The sequence below is a fragment of the Vibrio hepatarius genome (assembly GCF_018860525.1).
Classification (GTDB): Bacteria; Pseudomonadota; Gammaproteobacteria; order Enterobacterales; family Vibrionaceae; genus Vibrio; species Vibrio hepatarius_B.
The window spans coordinates 1-22,571 of the sequence record NZ_JAHKPM010000065.1 but is presented as its reverse complement, the minus strand read 5'-3'; the positions used below and the strand labels follow the sequence as shown (position 1 = coordinate 22,571).

Sequence of the window (22,571 nt, the reverse complement as noted above, 5' to 3'; positions counted from 1 at the left end):
ATGGATACTAGATATAAAAATAGCTCAAAACGATTTATCTCCTTACGATTCAAATTGATTTTTGCTATCGTCGTTGTCTTGCTGTTCTCTAATGGCCTTAATACAACGCTAAACTATCTCAACTTTGATAAAAGACTGACCCAAACCAGTGACTCTACCTTCCAAGTTGTCGTGGATGAAACGGACAATGATATCCGTCAAGCGATAAGTTTCGGGTTACCTTTATCCTCCATTTCAAACATTCAAGCCCTAATAGAAAGGCGTTCTGAACTGGTTGATGGAATTAACAAAATACAAGTGGTTAACAATAATGATGAGGTATTGTTTACAACAGGCGTCGCTAAATTTGACTCTGACCGACTGATCACCACCGATATTAATAATACATTCAATGTTAAAGAGGGGGAGTTAAGACTCTACTACTCACCGCTTTACTTAGATGAAATCAAAAACAATTTGCTTTCTCAGCAAATAATATACACTTTGCTTTGGGTTCTAGTGGCTTCAGTCTTAGGCTACTTAATACTAAATACTTTACTTGACTTTCTACTGAGTAAAATCAAGTCTGCTACGGACCTAACTAATATTGAGGCCTTACCTGACAGACAAATTCTCCAGTCAATAAAAGATCTTATTATTCTCAATAAAGCTCGCTCAAGTTGGGAGCGTTTTCGTGCCAAGTATTTTCCGCTACTAATTATCATTTTGGCGATCCTTTTAACTATTGCATCCAATCTTGGTAGTTCGTATCAGTCATTGAGCACGTTTTCTGCAGTATACCAAGAACAGTTAGAACAAAAATCTAACCTCATTGGAGATACTCTCTCAAACATGGTTAGTCGCTTAGTTGAAGAAGGCGTGCCTCTAAACAGGTTAACGGGATTGGAACAAGAGTTTGCTTCCTATATAAGCAATCATCCGGAGCTATTATCTATTCGTATAGAAAAGGATCTAGATGCCATCTATCAATATCCAGAAGTATTTCCAAATTATGAGGATGCGAGTCTATTGTCTATCCCCATAGGTAATACAGGGACGATTCAGCTTCAAATGATGGCAGATACCAATATTATTCCACAAATGATTAAAGATAGCATTATGGATATACTAACGGTCCTCGTAGCATCTGGCCTGTTTGTAATCGAAATTATTTTATTTGTTTGTAACGCGATGATTATCAAACCATGGAAACAAATAAAGCAGCTAATAAATATCGATGAAGGACAACAAAACCCTCATCTCGTTCGTGTTCAATCTAATGATGAGCTCAGCATATTATTAAATAAACTGAATCCGTTGGTGCAAAGAACATTCGATGACAAAACATTTTCAAGTAAGAACATTCAGGATTATCGCTTTGTTAGACTACCGCTCTTTATCATGATCTTTGCTGAAGCTACATCTCTGGCTTTTTTCCCGGATTTTGTTACCAACATACCAAGTGCATTCCATTTAATACCTAAGGAATTAGTCACTGGGGTATCTATCTCACTTTTCATGCTTTTCTGGGCAATTTCTTTACCTTTTGCTGGGCATTGGTCTGATAAAGTCGGTAGACGAAAATCTCTTACGATAGGCGGCATCATTATCTCTGGCGGCCTTATTACCACTGCCTTAAGCCCAAATATTGAAATTCTGCTTATCACCCGCATAATCACAGCTATCGGCTATGGTATTGTGTTTATCTCAGCTCAGGGATACATCACTGATACAACAGCTTCTCACAATAGAACTAAAGGTATGTCGACGTTTGCTTCAGCGTTTTTCTCTGGTTCACTTTGTGGCGCAGCCATCGGTGGAATATTAGCTGACAAGCTCGGCTATTCTATGACATTTTTGCTATCTTCAATTTTAGCCATAGTAGGAGTGATGCTGGTATTTAGCGTATTTGACCGCAGCGGACCAAACTCTACCAGCAAACCTGTCAAGCTTTCTGACTTTAAAGCTCTGCTGACTAATAAATACTTTGCTCTTGTTGTCTTCTTCAGTGCCATACCTGCTAAAATTATTTTAACTGGCTTTTTGTACTATATCTGCCCTGTTTACTTGCAATCTCTTGGAGAAAATAATGCTGTATCAGGACGCATTATGATGACATACGGCTTATCCATAGTATTTTTTGCGCCGCTTTCAGCAATACTGATAGATAAGTGGAACAACAAAATCACTTTCATCTTTGTTGGTGGTATTTTGTCGGCAGTTGCATTGATGAGCATTGTTGCACTTCCTGGTTCTCTAGGACTACTATTGATTGTCATTTTAGTTGGTGTCGCTCATGGCGTTGGAGTTTCACCTCAAGTGCCACTTGTTATAGAACTTTTAGGAGAGTCAAATTTAGATAAAGGGAAAACCATCGGGATATTCCGGTTAATCGAACGAATCGGGAATATTTCTGGGCCTCTGTTAGCAGGCTTATGTCTAAGCATTCTAGGCTTTCAAAGCACCATTATGCTGTTCGGTGTTACGTTATTTATAAGCTCTATCATTTTTCTGAGCTGTTACAACGTCTTCATCCGTCAAGACAAAAAACAAATGGAGGTAGTGGAATGAGAATTTTACTTTTAGCTATACTGGCTATCCTGCCGTTTGAAGCACCAGCAGAACCATCTAAAGGCGATAAACATATTGTCATGGTGCTTTGGAGAGGAATCACTGACGCCGAGCGAGGTTTCATGGATTACCTATCCGACAAAATATCGGCTCACTATACGATTTTGGATGCAAAGCGAGATAAAGAATTACTAGCAAATCACTTAAAAAGCGCTGATAGATTAAGTCCAGATTTAATCTACACATTCGGTACAACAATTACGCTAGGTTTACTTGGCACTGAAAACTACCCAAGTTCTTTTAGGCAACAGAGTAACACACCTGTCGTTTTCAGCATTGTCACTGACCCAGTGGGATCTAAGATTGTCAACTCTCTTAAAGGTTCCCATCGAAATTTCACAGGCGTTAGCCATATTGTTCCTCACACTGTTCAATTGAAAGCAATTAGCCAACTTTCAGGACTAGAAACTATCGGTATTATGTTCAATCCTTTAGAAAACAACTCAGTGGTGACGGCTAGGAATATTCAAGCACTTTCGTCAGAATTTAAAAAAGATGTATTTCTATACCCTCTTCGAACAAGAAATGATAAACCAGATTCGGGTTCAATAGATAAGGTCGTAAGCATGATGCAAGAAGATGGTGTCCAGTTAGCATACTTACCACCCGATTCGTACATCATAAGTCAGGGTAAAAACATCGTGGATAACCTTCATCAAAACGGCATCGCCACTTTTTCAGCTACAGAGTCACCAATACGAAATAATGACGCTCTCTTTGGTATTGTCAGTCGTTACTATAATGCAGGCCAATTTGCAGGTTATAAAGCAGAACAAATTCTAACAGGACAATTCCCTGCTAGTGAAATTCCAATCGAATCATTGACTCAATACTCTTACATAGTCAACGTGGGAGCAGCTCAGAAACTTGACTATTATCCACCGGTTTCAATTTTGAAAATCTCCGAATTAATTGGAGGAAATGAATGAAAAAGACTATGCCGTATTTTGTATTATTCATAATATTTTCACTCAGTTCTACTCTTATGACTGCTGTATCGGCTCAAGCAGTATTTGGGCCTGCTCGCCTTCAGTTAACCACACAAAACTGGCCACCTTATCAAGGCTATATTGATGGTAAAATGCAAGGATTAGCACTCGACCAAGTTAAATGTGCTTTAAATAATATGGGCCAACCTTATCAAATTACGATGACAGCTTGGTCTGACGCACAGTTACGAGTGCAAAGCGGTCTACAACACGGATTTTTTATAGCCACACAAACAACTGAACGTGATGAATATGCAACATTGTCGACGGCTATAGCCCAACAAAGACTGCGTTGGTATTTTGGTCGAGGCGTTAAACCAAACATTAACGAACTCACTAAGGTAAACCTCAACTTTTCAGCCAAATTTGGATCCAGTAAATGGTTTTGGCTAAAACGTAATGGCTTCAATGTCGTTAAACAACCTAGAGATGCTAAAATATTATTAAAGCTATTGAAACAAAGGGAAATTGACGTAGTACTAGAAGATGAAAAAGTATTTCATCGGGAGTTAGAAACCGCCGCACTTCCTTTTGATTTTTTTCAGTCTAAGCTCAAAGACTCTAAGCCTATGGGAGTCTACTTCTCCAATCATTTTCTCAAAAAATATTCGGGCTTTTTAGCAGCATTTAATTCAGCAATTTTAAAATGTGAGGGGTAAACAAATGACAATAAGCATTCATTTGATCTCTGTACCCTCTGATGAGGTAGTCACTTCTAGAGTCGTGTACCTACCTGAAGCAGGGGGCGATTTTGGTCGTTCTTCTTCATGTGACATATCCTTGCCTGATCAAAGCAAGCGTATTTCAAGAGTCCACGGTAGCATTCGTTACACAGGCAGTGGTTTCTGTGTAAAAAGCACTGGGCAGAATTCGATTTCGCTCAATGATAAGACCATGGTGAAGGAGAAAGAATATCCGCTCAATGATGGTGACATTCTTAAAATAGAACGGTATACCATGCTGGTTTCCACTTTAGTTTCATCTAAGCAACCCAAAGAGACAATCGAGGTCGAACCCTTGTTTTCTGAACCCTTTGAACTACAACTTGATAATGATGAAACTGACTTTCTTGAAGAAAATTCGCCCTCAATATCGAGTGAAAAAACCAATGATTTTGCTCAAGAAAATGTTCTTAGTGACGACCCTTTTGCTGCCGACCCATTCAAAGATTTAGATGATGAACTCATCTCGCAGCATATAGAAGATGACAACTCCAATCCTACAATAGTTCATGAATCAAACGGCTCTGAATTACTACCAGCCAGCTCAAAACCTGACACTCCAATAGAAACTTCGTTGGAAAAGATACTATCGATAACGGAGAAAAACCAAAAGTACCTAGCCAACCCTGCGTTGCATCATGAAGTCTTATTTAAAGCACTTGATCAAACCGTTGATCAGTTTCTGAATGAATTTGCACCCAGCCAGTTAGAAAGACAATTTAATGATTATATTTCTGGTTCACTTTTTACAAGTAAAGAGAAAAAATACTGGAAAATCTATCGGAAACACTTCCAGCACCGTCAGGAAAATGGTGATTTTAGACGCCAATTTAAAGCTCTCTTCATGGAAAACATGCAAAAAAATAGAGAGGAAAAATAATGTCTAAGTGGTGTTTTGTTTGGGCTTTATTCTTGGTTGGATGTTCATCTGACCCAGCGCCCGTGGTGGCACAATACTCTTTAGCGATACAGTCTGATAAATCGACTAATCCGTCAGAATCCAATACTTCGAATCCTGTGGTAGTAAGATTATATCAACTGACTGATGCACAAATGTTTAAACAACAACCATTTATAGATTTGTATAGTAATGATATTCAATTACTTAGCGCGAATCTAATATCCAAGCAGATATTGCCAATAGTTATACCGGGCAGCGACATCAAGCTCACTCTAGATATCAATAGCCAAACTCAGTATGTAGCAATATTAGTCGAGTTTATTGATTACCAAAATAGTGAGCCGAAATCGGTTTCAGTGTTACCCCAAAGTTCGGATGAATATCTACAATTGAGCATTTCAGGCGATAAAACGAAATTAGAAGTGATCAAGCCAGACTCACCCTGGTGGAAACTGTTTTAATCATATTTGAGGGAATTACGTGGACGCATTTAAAAAAGTAGTATGGCAAGAAGGCATGTTTATTGCCCCACAGCATTTTCAGCAGCAGGATCGTTATGTTCAAAATTATATTCGCCAAAACATTGAGACATTGGCAGGGTTTTCTCCCTTTTATGGTGTGACTGAGTTAACAGTTAATCATAGTTTACTCAAAATTGGTAAACTCTCAGTATCTTCTTCATCGGGTGTTTTTCCGGATGGAACACAATTTGACCTCAAAGAAGAAATTGCGCGAGACATACCACAAGGAACGATCGAAACGATTGCTTATTTAGCGTTGCCAATATCTCTACAAGGGAACAACGATTATGGTCACGATGAGTCAGAACAAAGTCGGTACATTACACAATCAATAAATGTGTTTGATACCTCCACTTCTGAGAATGCCAGTGTTGAAATAGATGTTGCCCAATTAAATGTCTCGATAAAAATTGAAGGCGAAGATACTTCTGGTTTTACTCTTATACCAATAGCAAAAATACTGGAATGTATTGAATCTGGTGAAGTAGTTCTTGACCGTTCTTTTATCCCTGCATGTCTTCATTATGGCGCATCCATGTTATTAGTTGAAAGAATGAAGGAGATACACGCACTATCTGCAAACAGAGCCAATAGCTTACTTAAACGTATTGAAGCCGGTCAAGGCCAAAAGAGTCCGCAGTCAATGATGCAGGATTATTTATGGTTACAAACATTAAATACATGGCTCCCTTGGTTCGAACTCACAATTAACAACCCAAAGTTTCAAACTCATGATATTTACTTAGAGCTGAGGAAATTTGAGGCTCAAATTATGGCTTTGACACCTGCGATACCTGAATCTTGTAGTAGTCTGCAATACCAAAAACTGTATGAGAGCTTCAATCCTCTGTTTGCCAACCTCCGAAATATGCTAACAATGGTTCAACAAGATTCTGTTGTAGAATTTAGTTGGGATTCTTCATTATTTGAAAGGCGTCGTCTTTTAAGAACACTTATCAAAGATACTGCCAGCGTATCAAATCGTCGCTTTGTTCTGGCCGTTAAATCTAATATTAGTAGCTCAGAGCTAAATGAATTATTTCCAATCGCTGCCAAGCTTGGCAACAATGCAAGAATAGTTGAACTAGTGCGAAATAGCTTATCAGGCATAAAACTTGCCCCTCTTCCTGTCGCTCCGAGTGAACTCAAACCAATGCAAGGCGTTGCCTACTTTGAAGTCGATACTTCAGATAGAATGTGGCTAGAGATGTTAGAGAATCGTGATGCTATCGCTTTGCATGTTGACACTCGCATAAACGAACTAGACGTTATGCTGTATGCGTTGAGGTAATGCACATGGATTACTTAGACGAAGAAACCTTAGTTTGGAATACTGATAAGTCTGAATTTACTGAAAAGGTTAATGAAGATAACACATCATATTGGACGCCTATCAACGCGTCCAAAAATCAACATAATGTTCTCAATGACTTCAATAAGGCTGAAAATCAACTACTCAATATTAGTAGCGAATTACTTGCTACAACACTGAAGGTATCGACTCTTCCCGAACCACAAGATGTAACAACTCTAAGACATCAACTTGCTAACAGCATCAATGATATCAAGGCAAAAGGTTCAGAACTGACTTACCCTGTGGCCGTCATTGATAAGCTATGCTTTTTATACGCTGTCGTGTTAGACGAGCTCATTATTTATAGTCAGTGGGGAGAAAAACGTTGTTGGGAAAATAAGACATTACTTAGTGAATTATTCGGGATGCGTAATGGCGGTGAATTGTTTTTTACCGTTGCAGAAAAAGCAATACGTCAGCCTCATAAACTTATCGATTTACTGGAAGTTATTTATATATTTCTTAACATTGGTTTCAAAGGTCAGTATCGAGAAACAGGTAGTGAGCAGCTCAAAATTTTCACCCATCAACTTGAGCAAGTTATCGCACAGTATCGCACTAGTAATGGTATTCATTGTCGAACTAGAGTAAAACAGCCTAAAGCACGTAAACCTATTCGGCGTAAACATTATCTATTAACTACATTATTTTTCAGCACGTTAATTGCGCTGAGTATCGGCCTTACTCACTTTTGGTATAAAGAGACTCTTCCTCCCAGAGCTCGAGACTTTACTACTCTACCATCATTTAGCGATCGCTATATTTTGTCTGGAGAGGTAAAAGATATTGTTTTTATCAGCCAAGATGATGACTTAGTAGTTCCACCCAAAAAAGCAAGTAAAGTCGAAATGATAGACGCAATACCACCACCAAGTATTAAAACCAGTAAATCTGGTTGGTTAGTTCAACTAGCCACATTCTCATCAGAAAAAAATGCCAACTCATTCATTAAAAGTTTATCGCCGTCAGCCTACATGCCTACCGTAGAACAAATACGTTCTTACTACCGTGTCATTGTACGCAGCGATTCCCCTCGGCAAGCAGAAGAAATAAAAGACTGGTACTACGACAAAGATTCAATCAAAGCAATCATAGTACAAAGCAAAACAACAAGTGATACCAAGAATACTTCAGAGGCTCCTTAGCAATGGTAGAATCAAATTCGTCCCAATCACAGAATAACAGGCTAAGTTCCCTGCTCTGGACATTCCTTCTTGTCGCCGCCATTTGTGTTTTAGGTGGCCTGTTAACTTGGAGGTTCGCTTACCCTACCCATACTTTAGTAGGTGTTTTGATAACCTTATTGACTTCTTTAGTACTCGGTTTATTTCTTTATTGGCAACTCTCAAAAAGAAAGTTACAACCTAAAACAACCGATCAAGAAAAAGCATTGATTAACAAACGTTGTAAGTTGCTTACAAAGCATTTTAAATCAATGTTAAGCATCCAAAAAAGAAAAAAACGGCTGTTTAGTCGCTATGATCTTCCCTGTTATATTCTGCTCAGCGATAACCCTATAAAAGACAAAAGTACGATTACTCAAATGGGCTATGAAGCATATAAAGTTGATGATTTTGGCAATGATATTGAATTCCCAATTTTATTTTGGCTCAGTGATCATTCCATTCTTATCTCGGTAAGTTTAGGGGAAGAACAGCATACTTCTTATGTTAAAACGCTATGTCAAAACCTAAATAAGTGGCGTCCACGTCAAGCTCTCAATGGCATTATTCTGACGACAGATGTGAAAGAGTTATTAGAATCAACGGAGACAATTACGCAAAAAGCGGATCAGATTAAGTCACAGATTAAGGGGTTCAATCGTGTTTTTGGTTTGAATCTTCCTATTTACAATATCATTACCCAGATGGGACAAATTAACGACTTCTGCCAGTTTTTCTCAGGGTTTGATGAAGCAAAAAGAAATGACGTATTTGGTGCGACCTCACCCATTTTGGTTCATGGCGGTATTGAAGCCGATTGGTTTAACAAAGAATACGATAACCTCATCACCCAATTACTCTCGAATATGAGTTCTGCACTAGTGTCCCAGTTGAATCAAGATTATCGCAATGCTATTTGTTCAGCTCCATACCAATTTGCTTTACTTAAACAAAGTTTATGGGAGTTTCTGTACCGTCTATATCGTGGCGAACAGTTACAAGAAGGCCTAAATTTTAGAGGTTTCTATTTTACGCATAGCGGTGTTGTTCAAAAACAACATGACGTCTTAGCGAATGTAGTAAATCAAAACTTAGGGTATGAGCAATTTCAGCAACATCAACAAATCCCTGTACAACAAACTTTATTTGCTCAACATTTGATGACACATACCATCATCAATGAGCATGAACTTGTAGGTGTCAACCGACGTAAAGAAAACCTACTACTAACGATGCAAACAGCTTATACCCTATTTTGGTTAAGTTTGTTTTCTTTTGTTCTCATCGACATAAAACTAGATTTCGATTATCAAAGTAAAATAGAAGCAGAAGCTGACTCAATGCTTGAGCGGTATAAAGAAGCCATTTCAGCACAACCTTACAATATCGAAAACATGGCAGATAACATACCCAACCTATATTCTCTTAACCGAATTTATACACTCTACCTAGAGCCCAAGCCATGGTATACATTACCTTTCATGCCTACTTCAAGTATTGTCAATGACGTACGAACTGCTTATTACGACGAGTTGCAAAGAGTCCTGATCACTTCAATGGAAAATACATTGGAAAAAGATTTGTTTGTCTATGTGAACTTGGAAGATCAAGCCAAAACATTATCTCTATTAAACAACTATCGCTTACTGTTTAATGTTGATCGAAGTAATATTGCTGCGCTTAAGAAGTACTTTATTACCACTTTAGAAGAACAAGGTGAAGCTGACAGTGTTAATATTGCCCAACTGGGAATTCTACTTGATGATGTTTTTGCTCAAGGCCTCGTCCCTATTAAAGCAAATTTAGGACTGGAGCACTTGGCAAAAAAAGTGATCAGCCAAACAGGGGTCGAAACCCTGCTTTACCAGCATATTCTCAATTCATCAGTTTATTCAAAACGAATTGATATCCGCCAAGAGTTAGGTAGTAATTTTCAGAATCTGATGTCTTTTTCACCAAACTATGCAGGCTACATGGTACCTTATTTATATACCCCTTCTGGTTTTAATGAATTAGATTTATCGGTCGACTCACCAATTTTAAAAAAAGCTCTAAAAGCATATGAAGGTGTTGCTGGTACTTCCCCTAGTGCTTCAGAAATGTATCGTATTAGCCGGGACTTAAAACAAAGATATCAGAGTGACTATATAAATTATTGGCGTGATTTTATTTCTCATATCAAAATAGCCAATGTATCCAATGCTGACGAGCTAAAAAAAACCTTGGCATTACTGACAACTGCGTCAAACAACCCCTTGGCATTACTTTATAATACAATAAGTAAATACACCTCTGTAGAATTACCACAAACACCGACTAAAGATAAAAACGCTCAACCAGCGGAACAAGATATTGACAAAAAAGAATCTGCACGACAAATTCAACTCGCTTTTGAACGATTCCATGACCAAGTCACTACAGACGAGCAAGGAAACAAGCCCATTGATTCTCTGCTTGGTAAAGTGACCCAAGCTGAAACATGGTTAGACAAATTCTACCAAGCAGATGAACCACAAAAAGTCGCTTATCAAGCACTCACGGCAACGATAAAAACTAGCAATCCAATCTCCGTTTTGGCTCAGCAAGAAGCATCACAACCTTCATTCTCGCAGCAAATTCTGAGTCAAATAACACAACAATCCAATGAGCTCGTAATGAGTCTAGCCCACGATTATCTCAATACCACTTGGGAAACAGAGGTTTACCAGCCATACAAAACCACGATTGCAGCCTATTATCCATTCAACAAAAGGGCTAGTTCAGATGCCAGCACAGCCGACGTTGCCACTTTCTTCAAGTTAGATGGAACCTTAGATCAATACTACCAAACCAAGTTAAAAAACTTTTCCACAGAAGAGAGAGCTCCTTACCTTTATGGATTGTTACCAAACACCGGCTTTGCATTAGATCCTTTAGTATGGCAAATGATGGCTAAAGCACGTGATATTCGCAGTGCTTTGTTTTTGGCCGATCCGCAGAGTATGTCACTTCAGTTCCAGCTAAAAGCTAAGGAAATGAGTCCCGATGTGACGGAATTTATTATCCAAGGAGAAAAGCCTCTTTTTACTTACCAGCACGGGCCACGTTTATGGACTAAACAAAGCTGGAGCGCTGCAGCAATCGAACAGGATTCCGTTGGCTTTCAACTTAAAGCTCAGGCCAACAATATCGCCTCAGAAAGTTTCCAAGGCAACTGGGCATGGTTTAGGCTTATAGAACCCAGAGTCGCATCAGCGACATCTCAACAGACAGAATTGGCAATTAAGTACGGTGATAGCCAGGTTCAGTTGAGCATAAAGACCCAGGGACAAAATAACCCATTTGTACCCAATTTTTTCTCAGCTTTCTCACTGCCATCGAGCATTTGATATGAATGAGCCAACTGAATTTGGCGACAAAATAAAAACCGTGTTTAGAGTATTGGGCATATCCCAGTACTCATTAATCAATCAACAAACTTATCTAACAACCCACCCCTATTATGGCCTCAGCATAGTTAAATTTGCATATACCATACAAACCAAGCAGCAGCTAAAAACTGAAGCTGAGTTTCTTCATCGCTATAGATCTCTGCATTGGCCCAAATACTTGGATTACGGTTCGAATAGTGGCATCGATTGGCTAATTTTGGAATTTTTTGATTCTTTATCCGATGGTGTGGATAATCACGATATTGATACAAAAAAATTGATCATCAATAGCGCAGAGCAAGCATTAAGCGCTTTACATGGCACAGGCTATATTCATGGAGATATCAAACCCTCAAATCTAATTATCACATCTGATCGGCAGGTTAAATTGATTGATTTAGGCAGTATCATGAAAATTGGCTTGTACTATCAGCACCATTGCAACCCTTCTCTCACTCCTAAATTCTGTGCCTTAAATCCATATTTACGAACTGGAGAGGCATCACCACAACATGACTATTTCTCACTGGCTATTTCTCTACAAACTATGTGGCAAACTCACCCCTTCGCTGAGCTCTCTTTAATAGACTTTGTTAAAACAAACAACCCTGCTATGTTAGAAAGCCTTTTCAGTCGATACCAAATATTAATTTTTAAACAGATCAGATACGCTCAACAGCTAGTCTGTCTGCCTCTAAAAGATAAAAACTCAGGTTAATACCGGATATAAAGCCTACCAATCATGGTTTATGATGGATAAGGCGGGTTTATATCAGGGGCCTATTACCCGTCAATTATGTATTGGGCCAATAGTCTTTGTTCATAGAGATGGATATGAAAAAAATTCAGATTTTATTATTTTTGCTTATGTTTAGTCATATAGGGTTTACCTTCTCAGAAACCATACCCAACGAAATATCTTCAAAATTGTCCGATGATGTAAATGACATATCAGAAGATCGTAATCCTTTAATCATTGCCCATAGAGGCGGGGCCGCAGATGGCCCAGAGAATACCCTACCAACTATCGAGTCATCTATTCAACGTGGTGCGCATATTATTTGGATCACAGTACAGTTATCAAAAGATGGCATTCCAGTGCTTTATAGACCGAGTGATCTAGCTGCTTTAACTGAACTTACCAAACCAACAAAAGTGTCTTCTATGAAGGCTAGAGATTTAGCAACGTTGGATGCTGGCTATGAATTTTATAAAAATAAAGTATCTGACAATGACAACTTGTACAAGATTCCAACATTAAAGGAAGTATTAGTTAAGTTTCCTCATACAGAATTCTTCATTGATTTAAAATCTCCAGATGCAGAAGCTAAAAGGTACATTGAAAGCGTCGCAGATGTTATTGAACAAACCGACTCAGTCGACCGAACTCGTATTTATTCAACATCGGAATCCTATACAGATGCAGCCAAAAAATATTCATCTCTAAATATTTTCAAAAGTCGCGCTGAAACAAGAGATATTTTATTTGGCAGTAAACTCTCCAACCAATGTAAAGCTCCAGATGAGCAGCCTGGTTGGCATGCATTTGAGTTAGTACGAAATGTAGAGGTGGTTGAGCATTTTATGCTGGGAGAAGGCCGAACGAAGACCACTTTCAAATGGTCTAAAAAGGATTTTACATGTTTTGAGGCAGGTGATAACACCATAGTTTTAATCGGCGTCAATAACCTAGATGATTACCAATATGCTAAATCACTAGGTGTATACGCCGTCATGGTTGATTCACCTAAAGCAGCTCAGTGCTATGGAAATGAGACACAAAATCTCAGTATATGTGAATAGTCTTTTATATCGTTAGAGCACATTCACCTTCGTAGCTAAATTTATTCACATAAAGTATTCCAATCATAGGAGGAGGTTTGTAGCCTAGTCATTTTCTAAGCACAAACCTCTCAATAATAAACAAGCGCATTTAAACATGCGTATTCTTCTCAAGCCAACCGTCGCTAATTATGCAAGATTTGCGCTTAAGTCATTATTTTATAATCAAACATACCATTGACAAATTGGTTGCATATAAATAATGTTAAGCCCTCATTTAGTTTAAAGCAGTCTAGCCCGTGAGCAAATAATATATAGATTTCTCAATTTTGGGCAAACTAACGTATATGGGACGTAAACTATATTTAATAGATTCAAGCTACCCCTCATTACATTTATTATTGCAGCTCCTTTAACTAGCCAATCTATTGCAGTAGATCTTGATAAACTGCATTTTCTCATACCTGGGGGAGCCGGTGGTGGCTGGGATAGGACTGCTAGAGGCATTGGTAATGTATTAGTCAAAGAAGGGATTGTTGACCAAGTGTCATTTGAAAATTTATCAGGAGGAGGTGGTGGTAAAGCCATTTCCCATCTAATTGAAACCGCCAAACGTCAACCAAACACCTTAATGGTAAACTCGACACCCATTGTAGTCAGATCGCTCAACGGAATACTTCCTCAATCTTTTCGAGACTTAACCCCTGTCGCCGCTACCATCGCTGATTACGGCGCCATAGTCACTTCCGCTAACTCCAAATACACAAGTTGGGTAGATGTTGTTAAAGACTTTATTGATAACCCTAGTAAAATTAAAATTGCGGGTGGTTCTGCGCGAGAAAGCATGGACCATCTAGTTATAGCCTTAGCATTAAAAAACGAAGGTTTTGAACCACAAAAAATACACTACGCATCCTATGGCGCAAGAGCAACGGAGGCGTTACTCTCGAATGAAGCGGAACTCTTATCAACAGGGTTGAGTGAGGTTCTTGAGTTATCTAAATCCGGACAGATGAAAATCCTTGCTATCACAGCACAAAATCGCCTAGATTTTGCACCTGATATTCCAACACTAACTGAGTATGGTAACAATACCGTTTTCGCTAATTGGCGAGGTTTTTTTGCAGCGCCGGGGGCCAGCCAAGAGCAAGTCAACAAGTGGAATCATGCACTGCAAAAAATGTACAAAACTGATGAATGGCAGAAAATTAAGCGCCATAATGGTTGGATTGACAACTACAAAGCAGATAAAGATTTTCATACCTTTCTTGAAGGTCAAGAAAGGTATATGCGCCATCTGAAAAGTAAACTGGGTTTTCTAAAATAGGTAAGATACTCCCTATCCATTCCACCCGTATATGAAATAGAAAGCCATTATTATGTCCTGATGGAAGAAAACTTGCGTAGAACACCAGTGCACAGCGGCGGTAAACTAAATTTCCTATGGGAGCATAGCTATCTCTCACCACCAAAAATCGCAATGATTGGGTTGATAACGACAAAGCAGATAAAAAAGAAATACCAACTTAGCTGGCATTTCTTTTGAGGAAAAAAGGTCAAACTACCCACCTACTATTTTAAGCGGTTGTTTCTTCTTTAACTGGTACCTGTACTTTATTCCCATTAGCAATAAATTCGACGCAATCGTAGTCACCGCGTGATACCATCAAAATTTCACTAAAGCGATACTCAGTTCCAGGTGTCTTAGTGTCTTCAGTATGATAATCAATCACTAACATATCATTCTTAATGAATGGCTTCGCATCTAAACGGTATTCAGTGGTCGCATCTTTTTGTGGCTCTACCACGGCCAAAACAATATTCTTCTTGAAGTCTTGTTTAGTCAACCAAACCTGACGTCCCATGGTTGCCGCCGGAGAGAATACCTGCTGAAATTCTTCCAAAGAACTAAACACATAGTATTTCTGTTCATTTTTGGGAATATGCCCACTGTAGAAGTAGTTATTGACTACTTGGTAAGGTACATCTGTGTCACATTCACTAACTGTGATGCTGTAGCTCATCACTTTCATATCTTTTAAGTCTTCATTCCGTATTCGCATATTCACAAACTCTAGAACTTCTTCAACTTGTGTATTCTCTACGGCTTTTAAAAAGAATACTTGCGTATCACCATAACCAACCATATGAGGTAGATGAAGATCTGCGTGTTGATCTTCACCTACCAATATGAGACTTTTCGGAAGTGTTTTTAAGCACCAACGGTAACCTGTAGATTGGTTTCCTTTAAGCTCAATTTTAAATATACTGCCTTTTTGCACATGCTTTTTTTGCAATGAGTTCATCGCTTTCTCCTAACTTGATATTCAATTGAAAGAAAATGTTTAGCTGTACTGTACTTCGCATTTAAGCCAAGCCGCATTAAAACCTAGTTTTTAGCACGGCTATAAACTACTTAGCGCCAAGCGCGACTCTTGATGCTGTGACTGAGGTTTTCTGTGTGTATTGCAGCTTCAAACATGCGACCTCAACCAAATCAACGGCACCACAGGCAGCCTCTTGGTCAAAAGTGATACTTGCTTTGTATTCCTTATCAGAATTTTGAATACCACGAATTTGTTGCTCAAGTTTTATCACTGCGTCAGCATAGTTCTGGATCAGTATACTAACCATATCTCTGCTAATGCCCTCTTTAACCACCATACGCATAACCGCAATAGCTGGTACATCCTGATTCGCAGGCTTGATGACATTATCGTTTTCGTCTTTGATGGGTGGTGTTTTTTCAAGCGGCATCGTAAAAGCGGGGACCACCCAATTAGACTGCTTAAGCTTGTCTGAAATATCGTGAACAGAGTATAGGTAATTTTCAATATCATCATCTGTTAATGGCTTATCTTGTCCATCATATTTCAAATTTAACCTGACAACGGAAGCAGGAAAGTATTCAGCATCATTGATGACTGTAAATATAGGTTTGTCTTTAAACAAGATGTTACCTGGTTCCTCTTCACCCGTGTTTTTGTCATGTTCAGTCACCGTCAAACGCAATGAGCCTAGACCATTGGATAAGTCATGCGCTAATGACATCAAGTTTTGTACAACCGCACTGTAGCCCCTTTTACCTAGTCGTAAAAAGTTGTAGTACTGAGCGAGTACCATAGCACTGCCGCGTGAGAAGTTAAGGCTGTAAGTCGATTCATCAAAGCCAAGAACATTGGTGGTTATAAACAGTTTGTCTGGGATTTCATGGAAGTTTTTCCATAATGCCCAGCCAACTCCAGGGTAGACTAGGCCAAATTTATGACCAGAAACATTGATGGTTTTCACTTGCTCTAACCTGAAATCCCAATTTAATCTCGGCACTTGGCTATCATCACGGAAGGGTTCAATAAAGCCGCCACTTGCTCCATCAACATGAAGAGGTACATCCCAGCCTTTTTCCGAATCATTCTTAATATCAACCAGCACATCATTGATCGCTTCTACTGGATCGTTCTGCCCAGTGTAAGATGTCCCCATAACAGCAACAACACAGGTCGTATGCTCATCAACGGCTCTTTTCACTTCTTCAGATGAGATGACAAAGTTATTAGCTTCGCTAATTGGTATCCATTTAATATCAACATCAAAATATTGAGCGTATTTGACCCAGGTAATATGAACGTCGGAACCAATCACAATGTTCGGTTTATCGTAACTTTTACCTTGTGCTTTACGTTTCTTTTTCCATTGCTCTTTGTGGGAAAGCGCGCAAAGCATCAGTGCTTCAGAAGAACCAATGGCAACCGTACCCCACCCACTTCGGGTGGTTTTATCGAGAGCAAGATCTTCGGCAGTTTTCATGTTATGTGGTGCATTGAAAAGATCGAGCAGCATTCTTACACAACGCTGTTCTATCTCTAATGTCCGGTTGTAAACTTCACCATCAATATAGTTTTTGCCTAGATTATCGCGGATAAGTTGATTCGCTTCTTCATCCATGACTGTGGTCACAAACGACGCCATGTTCAGCGTTGGATTACCATCTAATTGAAGTTCATCTCGTATAAATCGGTATACAGCTTGTGGATCATGCTCAATATCGGGAATCTTGTGTGTCGGTGCCTCCTCTTTGAACAATCTTCGACCATAGGTCGGTGTACTTGCTGTTTGAAGTTCAATATCGTTAATGTTTCCCATTTGTTGCCCTTTGACTTTATTTGGTTAAAACCCATTGAGCATAGGAAGCAAATTGTATGAACACAAGCTCATATAGGTATTAAGGCATTAGAGAATCTTCGAATTAAAATGACTAACGCACCAATGCTCCGCTACCACTTTTGCCAGCGCTTCTTCATTTTTGCAATCGTATTTGAATCCACATCATGAATGTTATCAAAACCCCCTTGGCATTCGATCACTTCAAACTCTGCACCATATTGACTAGCTAATTTATAATAAGGGATGATTTCCCACTTCCTAACAAAGGTATTGGCAACAACAACACTCTCTCGATTCTTTAAGCTCTGAATAACTTTTTCTTTACACCAAGCGTGTGCCTTTGAAATTGCATTTGAATCAAATTGGTATTCACCTTTTTCGTTAATGAAATACATATCAGCTTCGAAGTGTTTCACACCCAACGTCTTGGCGAAGGTACTTTTTCCAGATCCTGGCAATCCACGGACAATTGTTAATTTAAGTGTCATAAGTAACCAATTCGAATAACAAGGCTCCAACTTTAACGTAAAACGTCATAAGAATACTATCGACATTTTAATACACTTACGCTATTTTGGATGTATAGACGTCCAAATAGCCAAGGGAGTAAGCTTTGCCAATTAAGATCCCCGATCAACTACCTGCGAGTGATGTATTACGTCATGAAAATATTTTCGTCATGCTTGAGTCACGGGCCTCAACTCAAGGAATCAGGCCTCTTAAGGTATTAATTCTTAATCTTATGCCCAAAAAGATTGAAACTGAGACTCAATTTCTTCGTCTGCTTTCTAATAGCCCACTGCAAATAGACATAGAACTGCTTCGTATTGACGATAGGCCTAGTAAGAATACACCTACTGAGCATCTCAATAACTTTTACCGACAGTTTGAAGCCATTAAAGACCGTAACTTTGATGGATTGATCATTACAGGCGCCCCGCTTGGCTTAGTACAGTTTGAAAATGTAATTTATTGGGAGCATCTGCAAACCATTATGGCGTGGGCAAAAGAGCACGTCACCTCAACCCTATACGTTTGTTGGGCGGCGCAAGCTGGACTTAAACTTCTTTATGACCTGCCTAAACGTACACGTAAAGAAAAGTTGTCTGGTGTGTATCATCACCAAACTCATCAAGCCTTTCACCCATTACTACGCGGCTTTGATGACACGTTTCTTGCCCCACATTCACGTTATGCTGATTTTTCACCGCAATATTTAGAAGAGCATACTGACCTCGATGTTTTAGCAACATCGGATGTGGCTGGCGTATACCTCGCCTCGACCAAAGACAAGCGTAATGTCTTTGTTACCGGACATCCTGAGTACGATGCGCTTACGCTACATCATGAATATATTCGTGATTTTGGTGAAGGAATAGAACCTGTAATGCCAGTCAATTACTACCCCAACAATAATCCAGATAACCCACCGATTGCCAGTTGGAGAAGCCATGGACACTTGTTGTTTTCCAACTGGCTCAATTATTGTGTTTACCAGCAAACACCGTATGACTTGAATCAATTTAGCGAAGCAAACTTTACTAAAGATGATTAATACTGCTTAGCTAGGCGGCTGAATTATTCCAGCCGCCTTAAGTGAGTTAACTTAGCAGCTCTAGTCCAAATAACCTATCATTTGCAGCCTTCCATTTAGCCATCAGCGTGGAGCTTCATTTTACTTTTGCATTAATTCGAGCATTTGCTTTATTTCAGCAATGATCTTGGCTGGGTTCTTCCACAAAATGAAATGTCCTTCACCTTCAACTTTGACCAATTTCTTTAAATTGCCAGTTAAATGTTCCATCGCAAACTCTGAGTTGTCTGGGTCGGCAATGGTGTCTTCGTCACCATGGATCAAAGTCACTGGTATGTTGTCTAAACTTTGCCAATCTTTAGCACTCAATAGTGCTAATTCATCGGCAAGCGACATCATTTCTCCATTAGACATCGACCAGTTGTGGTTCAGAAACAAACTCACTAACCAAGTATCAGCGAGTATGTTGTACCACTTTGGTGTTTCTAATTCTGGATCAAACGCAGGTGCAATAAACACCAAACCACTGACTGACTCAGGAATTTGAAGGGCTAACGACAGTGCTATTGGTCCACCAAGAGAATGACCCACCACAATATTCTTCTTGTCCTTGGCAAGCAGTGGTTGAAGAAGTGTTGATTGCTGGCTAATTTTTGCTTCAAGACGATTAGGAGATTGACCATAACCTATTCGGTCCACAGATATTAATTGGGCATGCTCTAACAACCAAGGGTCTGCCAAATAGTCCTGATAACCTTCCTTGCTACCTGGTGAGCCATGGATAAAAATCAAACGATAGTCACTCGCTGGATTACCGAGTTCAAGATAAGCAATACCTTCATCGGTATAGTGAGTTGTCGTGTCTAATTCTGAAGCCAGTGAAGATTTAATCGACAACCCCGCCAAAAAGCTCACAATAGTCGCGCAAACCACTTGTTTTCTCACACCTTGTTTCCTTATGTTGCTTTTATTCTTGCCATTCAACACGCACAAATGTGTCGATAATGATGAGACCGGAGCTTAAGCGTAATACATTCAAACTAATCTAAAAAATACTGAATTAGAATGCGCGTTTTCATCGTCTTTACTATTGTTTTCCTCACTGCCTGTGTGACGTCAACAACGGGTCCTGCTGTTAATTCAAACCAACGGCTTAAAGCCGATGCTAGAATTGCACTTGGTATGCGTTACCTGCAACAAAAAAATACGGTCAAAGCCAAGCAAAACCTTCAAATGGCACTTGAGCATGCGCCCAAGTACTATCGCTCGCAACTTGCGATGGCACATTATCTAGAAACAGTTTTAGAATTTGAACAAGCGCAAAAGATGTATGAGAATGCCCAGCGAAGTGAGCCAAACAATGGCAATACTCTGAATGATTACGGCAGTTTCCTCTGCAAACGGTCAAGATATCAGCTTGCTCAAAAACAATTTGCTAAGGCTGTTACTCAGCCCGATTATTATCGCATTGCCGATTCTTACGAAAACGCCGCTTTATGCTGGTTAAAAGAGGGCAAGCCTTCACAGGCAATTGTCAGTTTACGCCTAGCCATGGCACATGATCCAAATCGGCCACAAACCCTGTTAAACTTAGCCCAATTAGAAATAGAGCGCGGCCATTTTGATGCGGCGCTTGCTCATATTAACCAGTTTGAGCATAGATTTGGTCAACACCCTCTTTCGCTCACACTTTTAGCCGACATAGAAAAGAAAAAATTGCCGCTAAAAACACAGCCGAAATAGCTCCCTATTGTTTTTTTCGTTGCTGTAAGGGCGTTTTACGACGTTTCCTCACTTGCGAAGATCGTTGAATTTTTAAGTACTCATTGCGAACAATAAAAGCAAAACCAATAAGCCCCATAAGAAAAAGTGCTGCAAATAGTACGAGCAATGTGTCACAGAACCACTCAGGATCACATGGCAGATAAATTTCGATTTCCATGAGCCTAGTATCCTCTTTATCGTGTGCACTAACACCAATGCTTTATTGATCAGAATAGCTTTATAAACGCACTTAAGCCGCTATGATTCACGCCTAGTTCGAATCACTTATCTGCTGCACTATCATAAATAATCGAGCATCGAGTTCAAGTTGGTGATAATCCGGCTCCATATGGCAGCAAAGCTGATAAAACGCCTTGTTGTGTTCCTTTTCTTTTAAATGGGCTAACTCATGCACAACCAACATCCTTAACAGCGGCTCGGGCGCGTTTTTAAACACGCTGGCAATTTTGATTTCATTGTTGGATTTTATTTTTCCGCCGTGCACTTTCGCCACATACGTGTGCAAACCTAGCGCATTGTTGATCACGTGTATTTTATTATCGTAGGTTACTTTTCTAAGCGGCGCCGTTTTCTTCATATAGCGATTTTTAATCGCCATTGTGTACTCAAATAACGCTTTCTCACTTTTGATATGGTGATTATCGGGATAGCGTTTTTTAAACCAAGTTAGCAAACGCTTAGCCTCAAACATCTGCGTCACTGGGGCAATAATATGCTCTGGGTAGCCTTGTATATACCGAAGCGCGGGATCCATTCTTATACTCATTTTGCCCATTAATCACCAAATTCTACTGGATTCAAGCTTGCCATTCATCCCCTTTTGATTACACTCAGCAGTTAATCAATTAGTAGGAACACCTCATGAAACGACTTGTCCTATATGTCGCAGACAAGTGCCCACACTGTAAAGATGCGCAAAAATACTTGGATTCTAAAGGCTACAAATACCGCCTCACCAATGCCAAAATGCAGCGCGGCCGTAAAGAACTTGATGCAATTGGCGCTCGCTCTCTTCCTGTGATTAAAATTGGCGACCGTTACATGATTGGTTGGAACCAGAGTAACTTTGAGAAGATGTATAAAAGTTAAAGCGCAAGTTTTAACCGAGCGCATAAAAAAGCCCCTTAGCACTTAAGCTAAGGGGCTTTGGGTTTATGGCCTTTTAGGCATCTTCAGCTTGGTGAGGGAATAACTGCTTATGCTCTGGGTCTAGGGCATAAAACTTTGGAAACTCACCTTTTACCAGCCACAGCGGCATATATTCACTATCAATGGTGGGCTCAAGGCCGCGCGCTTCAAAAGCGTGCGCGGCCAGCGCCGTGATCCAAATAGTAAACCAGCCTTTTGTATCACCTTTAATACTGGGTGAATCCGCTTTACCCACATCAGTGTAATATTGAATATGACACTCCAACGCTTGCTTAAGCTTAGCTGGATAGCGTGTTTCCCTTTCTGGGTGATGAATCGACACCAAAAGCTCAGCCAATGGCAAGAGCAAATAGTTGGTGTAATCTTGCACTAACTCTCCACCAACATACTCGGGGCTTGAGTAGCGCACCAAATCATTGATCCGCTCACCCATTGGCACTGGGTCATCGTCAATAAAAAATGCTCTAACTAAGCGAAACAGCACGCG

General features: G+C 39.6%; 20 protein-coding genes and 1 pseudogene. 14 read left to right on the top strand and 7 right to left on the bottom strand.

Going from position 1 to position 22,571, the window contains the following annotated elements; genetic code table 11:
- The 11 genes from KO511_RS19270 (at window position 1) to KO511_RS19220 (ending at window position 14,779) form a co-directional block, all read left to right on the top strand.
- Entirely contained in the window at window positions 1-2,550 is a 2,550-nt protein-coding gene (locus KO511_RS19270; protein WP_215989013.1) for an MFS transporter, read from the top strand.
- Window positions 2,547-3,539 (top strand): ABC transporter substrate-binding protein, encoded by a 993-nt coding sequence (locus KO511_RS19265; RefSeq protein ID WP_215989012.1) that lies wholly within the window; start codon window positions 2,547-2,549, stop codon window positions 3,537-3,539. The genes KO511_RS19270 and KO511_RS19265 overlap by 4 nt, the downstream gene beginning before the upstream one ends.
- Window positions 3,540-3,595: 56 nt before the next feature.
- Entirely contained in the window at window positions 3,596-4,258 is a 663-nt protein-coding gene (locus KO511_RS19260; RefSeq protein WP_252724468.1) for a transporter substrate-binding domain-containing protein, read from the top strand.
- Between the two features lie 4 nt (window positions 4,259-4,262).
- Window positions 4,263-5,201 carry an FHA domain-containing protein gene (locus KO511_RS19255; protein ID WP_215989011.1) on the top strand — a complete coding sequence of 313 codons (939 nt, stop codon included), beginning with the start codon at window positions 4,263-4,265 and terminating at the stop codon, window positions 5,199-5,201.
- Window positions 5,201-5,683, top strand: a complete 483-nt coding sequence (gene tssJ / locus KO511_RS19250) for a type VI secretion system lipoprotein TssJ (RefSeq protein WP_215989010.1) — start codon at window positions 5,201-5,203, stop codon at window positions 5,681-5,683. The genes KO511_RS19255 and tssJ overlap by 1 nt, the downstream gene beginning before the upstream one ends.
- A 19-nt stretch (window positions 5,684-5,702) precedes the next feature.
- On the top strand, window positions 5,703-7,034 hold the full coding sequence (gene tssK, locus KO511_RS19245) for a type VI secretion system baseplate subunit TssK (protein ID WP_215989009.1): 1,332 nt from the start codon (window positions 5,703-5,705) through the stop codon (window positions 7,032-7,034).
- A gap of 5 nt (window positions 7,035-7,039) precedes the next feature.
- Window positions 7,040-8,242 (top strand): type IVB secretion system protein IcmH/DotU, encoded by a 1,203-nt coding sequence (gene icmH, locus KO511_RS19240; protein ID WP_215989008.1) that lies wholly within the window; start codon window positions 7,040-7,042, stop codon window positions 8,240-8,242.
- 2 nt (window positions 8,243-8,244) lie between these two features.
- Complete coding sequence (gene tssM / locus KO511_RS19235; protein WP_215989007.1) at window positions 8,245-11,628, top strand: type VI secretion system membrane subunit TssM; 3,384 nt, start codon at window positions 8,245-8,247, stop codon at window positions 11,626-11,628.
- 1 nt (window position 11,629) lies between these two features.
- A complete protein-coding gene (locus KO511_RS19230; RefSeq protein ID WP_215989006.1) occupies window positions 11,630-12,388 on the top strand; it encodes a protein kinase domain-containing protein in 759 nt (252 codons plus the stop codon).
- Between the two features lie 116 nt (window positions 12,389-12,504).
- Window positions 12,505-13,473, top strand: a complete 969-nt coding sequence (locus tag KO511_RS19225) for a glycerophosphodiester phosphodiesterase family protein (RefSeq protein ID WP_215989005.1) — start codon at window positions 12,505-12,507, stop codon at window positions 13,471-13,473.
- A 340-nt stretch (window positions 13,474-13,813) separates the two neighbouring features.
- Entirely contained in the window at window positions 13,814-14,779 is a 966-nt protein-coding gene (locus tag KO511_RS19220) for a tripartite tricarboxylate transporter substrate binding protein (protein ID WP_215989175.1), read from the top strand.
- A 250-nt stretch (window positions 14,780-15,029) separates the two neighbouring features.
- Here KO511_RS19220 and KO511_RS19215 read toward each other — a convergent pair whose 3' ends face one another.
- The 3 genes from KO511_RS19215 to KO511_RS19205 all read right to left on the bottom strand — a co-directional run bounded on the left by KO511_RS19215 (window position 15,030) and on the right by KO511_RS19205 (window position 18,104).
- Complete coding sequence (locus tag KO511_RS19215; RefSeq protein ID WP_215989004.1) at window positions 15,030-15,758, bottom strand: protease inhibitor I42 family protein; 729 nt, start codon at window positions 15,756-15,758, stop codon at window positions 15,030-15,032.
- 106 nt (window positions 15,759-15,864) lie between these two features.
- Window positions 15,865-17,595, bottom strand: a complete 1,731-nt coding sequence (locus KO511_RS19210) for a glutamate decarboxylase (protein WP_215989003.1) — start codon at window positions 17,593-17,595, stop codon at window positions 15,865-15,867.
- A 131-nt stretch (window positions 17,596-17,726) separates the two neighbouring features.
- A complete protein-coding gene (locus KO511_RS19205; protein ID WP_215989002.1) occupies window positions 17,727-18,104 on the bottom strand; it encodes an AAA family ATPase in 378 nt (125 codons plus the stop codon).
- Between the two features lie 125 nt (window positions 18,105-18,229).
- On the opposite strand from KO511_RS19205, the gene metA reads away from it, so the two are divergent.
- The gene (gene metA / locus KO511_RS19200) at window positions 18,230-19,171 is read left to right on the top strand and encodes a homoserine O-acetyltransferase MetA (protein WP_215989001.1); all 942 of its coding nucleotides are present in this window, start codon (window positions 18,230-18,232) and stop codon (window positions 19,169-19,171) included.
- A 120-nt stretch (window positions 19,172-19,291) separates the two neighbouring features.
- On the opposite strand, the gene KO511_RS19195 is transcribed toward metA, so the two are convergent.
- Window positions 19,292-20,095, bottom strand: a complete 804-nt coding sequence (locus KO511_RS19195; protein ID WP_215989000.1) for an alpha/beta fold hydrolase — start codon at window positions 20,093-20,095, stop codon at window positions 19,292-19,294.
- Between the two features lie 120 nt (window positions 20,096-20,215).
- Here KO511_RS19195 and pilW point away from each other — a divergent pair, with 120 nt between their 5' ends.
- Window positions 20,216-20,893, top strand: a complete 678-nt coding sequence (pilW, locus tag KO511_RS19190; RefSeq protein ID WP_215988999.1) for a type IV pilus biogenesis/stability protein PilW — start codon at window positions 20,216-20,218, stop codon at window positions 20,891-20,893.
- Between the two features lie 4 nt (window positions 20,894-20,897).
- Here the strand turns inward: pilW and KO511_RS19185 are convergent, their stop codons facing one another.
- Together KO511_RS19185 and KO511_RS19180 are read right to left on the bottom strand one after the other, a co-directional pair.
- Window positions 20,898-21,092, bottom strand: coding sequence for a hypothetical protein (locus tag KO511_RS19185; RefSeq protein ID WP_215988998.1), 195 nt, complete (start codon window positions 21,090-21,092; stop codon window positions 20,898-20,900).
- A 93-nt stretch (window positions 21,093-21,185) separates the two neighbouring features.
- Window positions 21,186-21,689, bottom strand: coding sequence for a M48 metallopeptidase family protein (locus tag KO511_RS19180; protein WP_215988997.1), 504 nt, complete (start codon window positions 21,687-21,689; stop codon window positions 21,186-21,188).
- A gap of 107 nt (window positions 21,690-21,796) precedes the next feature.
- Here KO511_RS19180 and KO511_RS19175 point away from each other — a divergent pair, with 107 nt between their 5' ends.
- Complete coding sequence (locus KO511_RS19175; protein ID WP_215988996.1) at window positions 21,797-22,024, top strand: glutaredoxin family protein; 228 nt, start codon at window positions 21,797-21,799, stop codon at window positions 22,022-22,024.
- Window positions 22,025-22,097: 73 nt separating this feature from the next.
- Here KO511_RS19175 and KO511_RS19170 read toward each other — a convergent pair.
- Window positions 22,098-22,571 (bottom strand): annotated as a pseudogene (locus KO511_RS19170) (immunity 49 family protein); the annotation flags it as partial.

What these genes read in the sequence shown, in the direction of transcription:
- KO511_RS19270 (WP_215989013.1), top strand. Translation starts at nt 1, where the DNA reads ATGGATACTAGATATAAAAATAGCTCAAAACGATTTATCTCCTTACGA.
- KO511_RS19265 (WP_215989012.1), top strand. Translation starts at nt 2,547, where the DNA reads ATGAGAATTTTACTTTTAGCTATACTGGCTATCCTGCCGTTTGAAGCA.
- KO511_RS19260 (WP_252724468.1), top strand. Translation starts at nt 3,596, where the DNA reads ATGACTGCTGTATCGGCTCAAGCAGTATTTGGGCCTGCTCGCCTTCAG.
- KO511_RS19255 (WP_215989011.1), top strand. Translation starts at nt 4,263, where the DNA reads ATGACAATAAGCATTCATTTGATCTCTGTACCCTCTGATGAGGTAGTC.
- tssJ (WP_215989010.1), top strand. Translation starts at nt 5,201, where the DNA reads ATGTCTAAGTGGTGTTTTGTTTGGGCTTTATTCTTGGTTGGATGTTCA.
- icmH (WP_215989008.1), top strand. Translation starts at nt 7,040, where the DNA reads ATGGATTACTTAGACGAAGAAACCTTAGTTTGGAATACTGATAAGTCT.
- tssM (WP_215989007.1), top strand. Translation starts at nt 8,245, where the DNA reads ATGGTAGAATCAAATTCGTCCCAATCACAGAATAACAGGCTAAGTTCC.
- KO511_RS19230 (WP_215989006.1), top strand. Translation starts at nt 11,630, where the DNA reads ATGAATGAGCCAACTGAATTTGGCGACAAAATAAAAACCGTGTTTAGA.
- KO511_RS19225 (WP_215989005.1), top strand. Translation starts at nt 12,505, where the DNA reads ATGAAAAAAATTCAGATTTTATTATTTTTGCTTATGTTTAGTCATATA.
- KO511_RS19215 (WP_215989004.1), bottom strand. Translation starts at nt 15,758, where the DNA reads ATGAACTCATTGCAAAAAAAGCATGTGCAAAAAGGCAGTATATTTAAA.
- KO511_RS19210 (WP_215989003.1), bottom strand. Translation starts at nt 17,595, where the DNA reads ATGGGAAACATTAACGATATTGAACTTCAAACAGCAAGTACACCGACC.
- KO511_RS19205 (WP_215989002.1), bottom strand. Translation starts at nt 18,104, where the DNA reads ATGACACTTAAATTAACAATTGTCCGTGGATTGCCAGGATCTGGAAAA.
- pilW (WP_215988999.1), top strand. Translation starts at nt 20,216, where the DNA reads ATGCGCGTTTTCATCGTCTTTACTATTGTTTTCCTCACTGCCTGTGTG.
- KO511_RS19185 (WP_215988998.1), bottom strand. Translation starts at nt 21,092, where the DNA reads ATGGAAATCGAAATTTATCTGCCATGTGATCCTGAGTGGTTCTGTGAC.
- KO511_RS19180 (WP_215988997.1), bottom strand. Translation starts at nt 21,689, where the DNA reads ATGGATCCCGCGCTTCGGTATATACAAGGCTACCCAGAGCATATTATT.
- KO511_RS19175 (WP_215988996.1), top strand. Translation starts at nt 21,797, where the DNA reads ATGAAACGACTTGTCCTATATGTCGCAGACAAGTGCCCACACTGTAAA.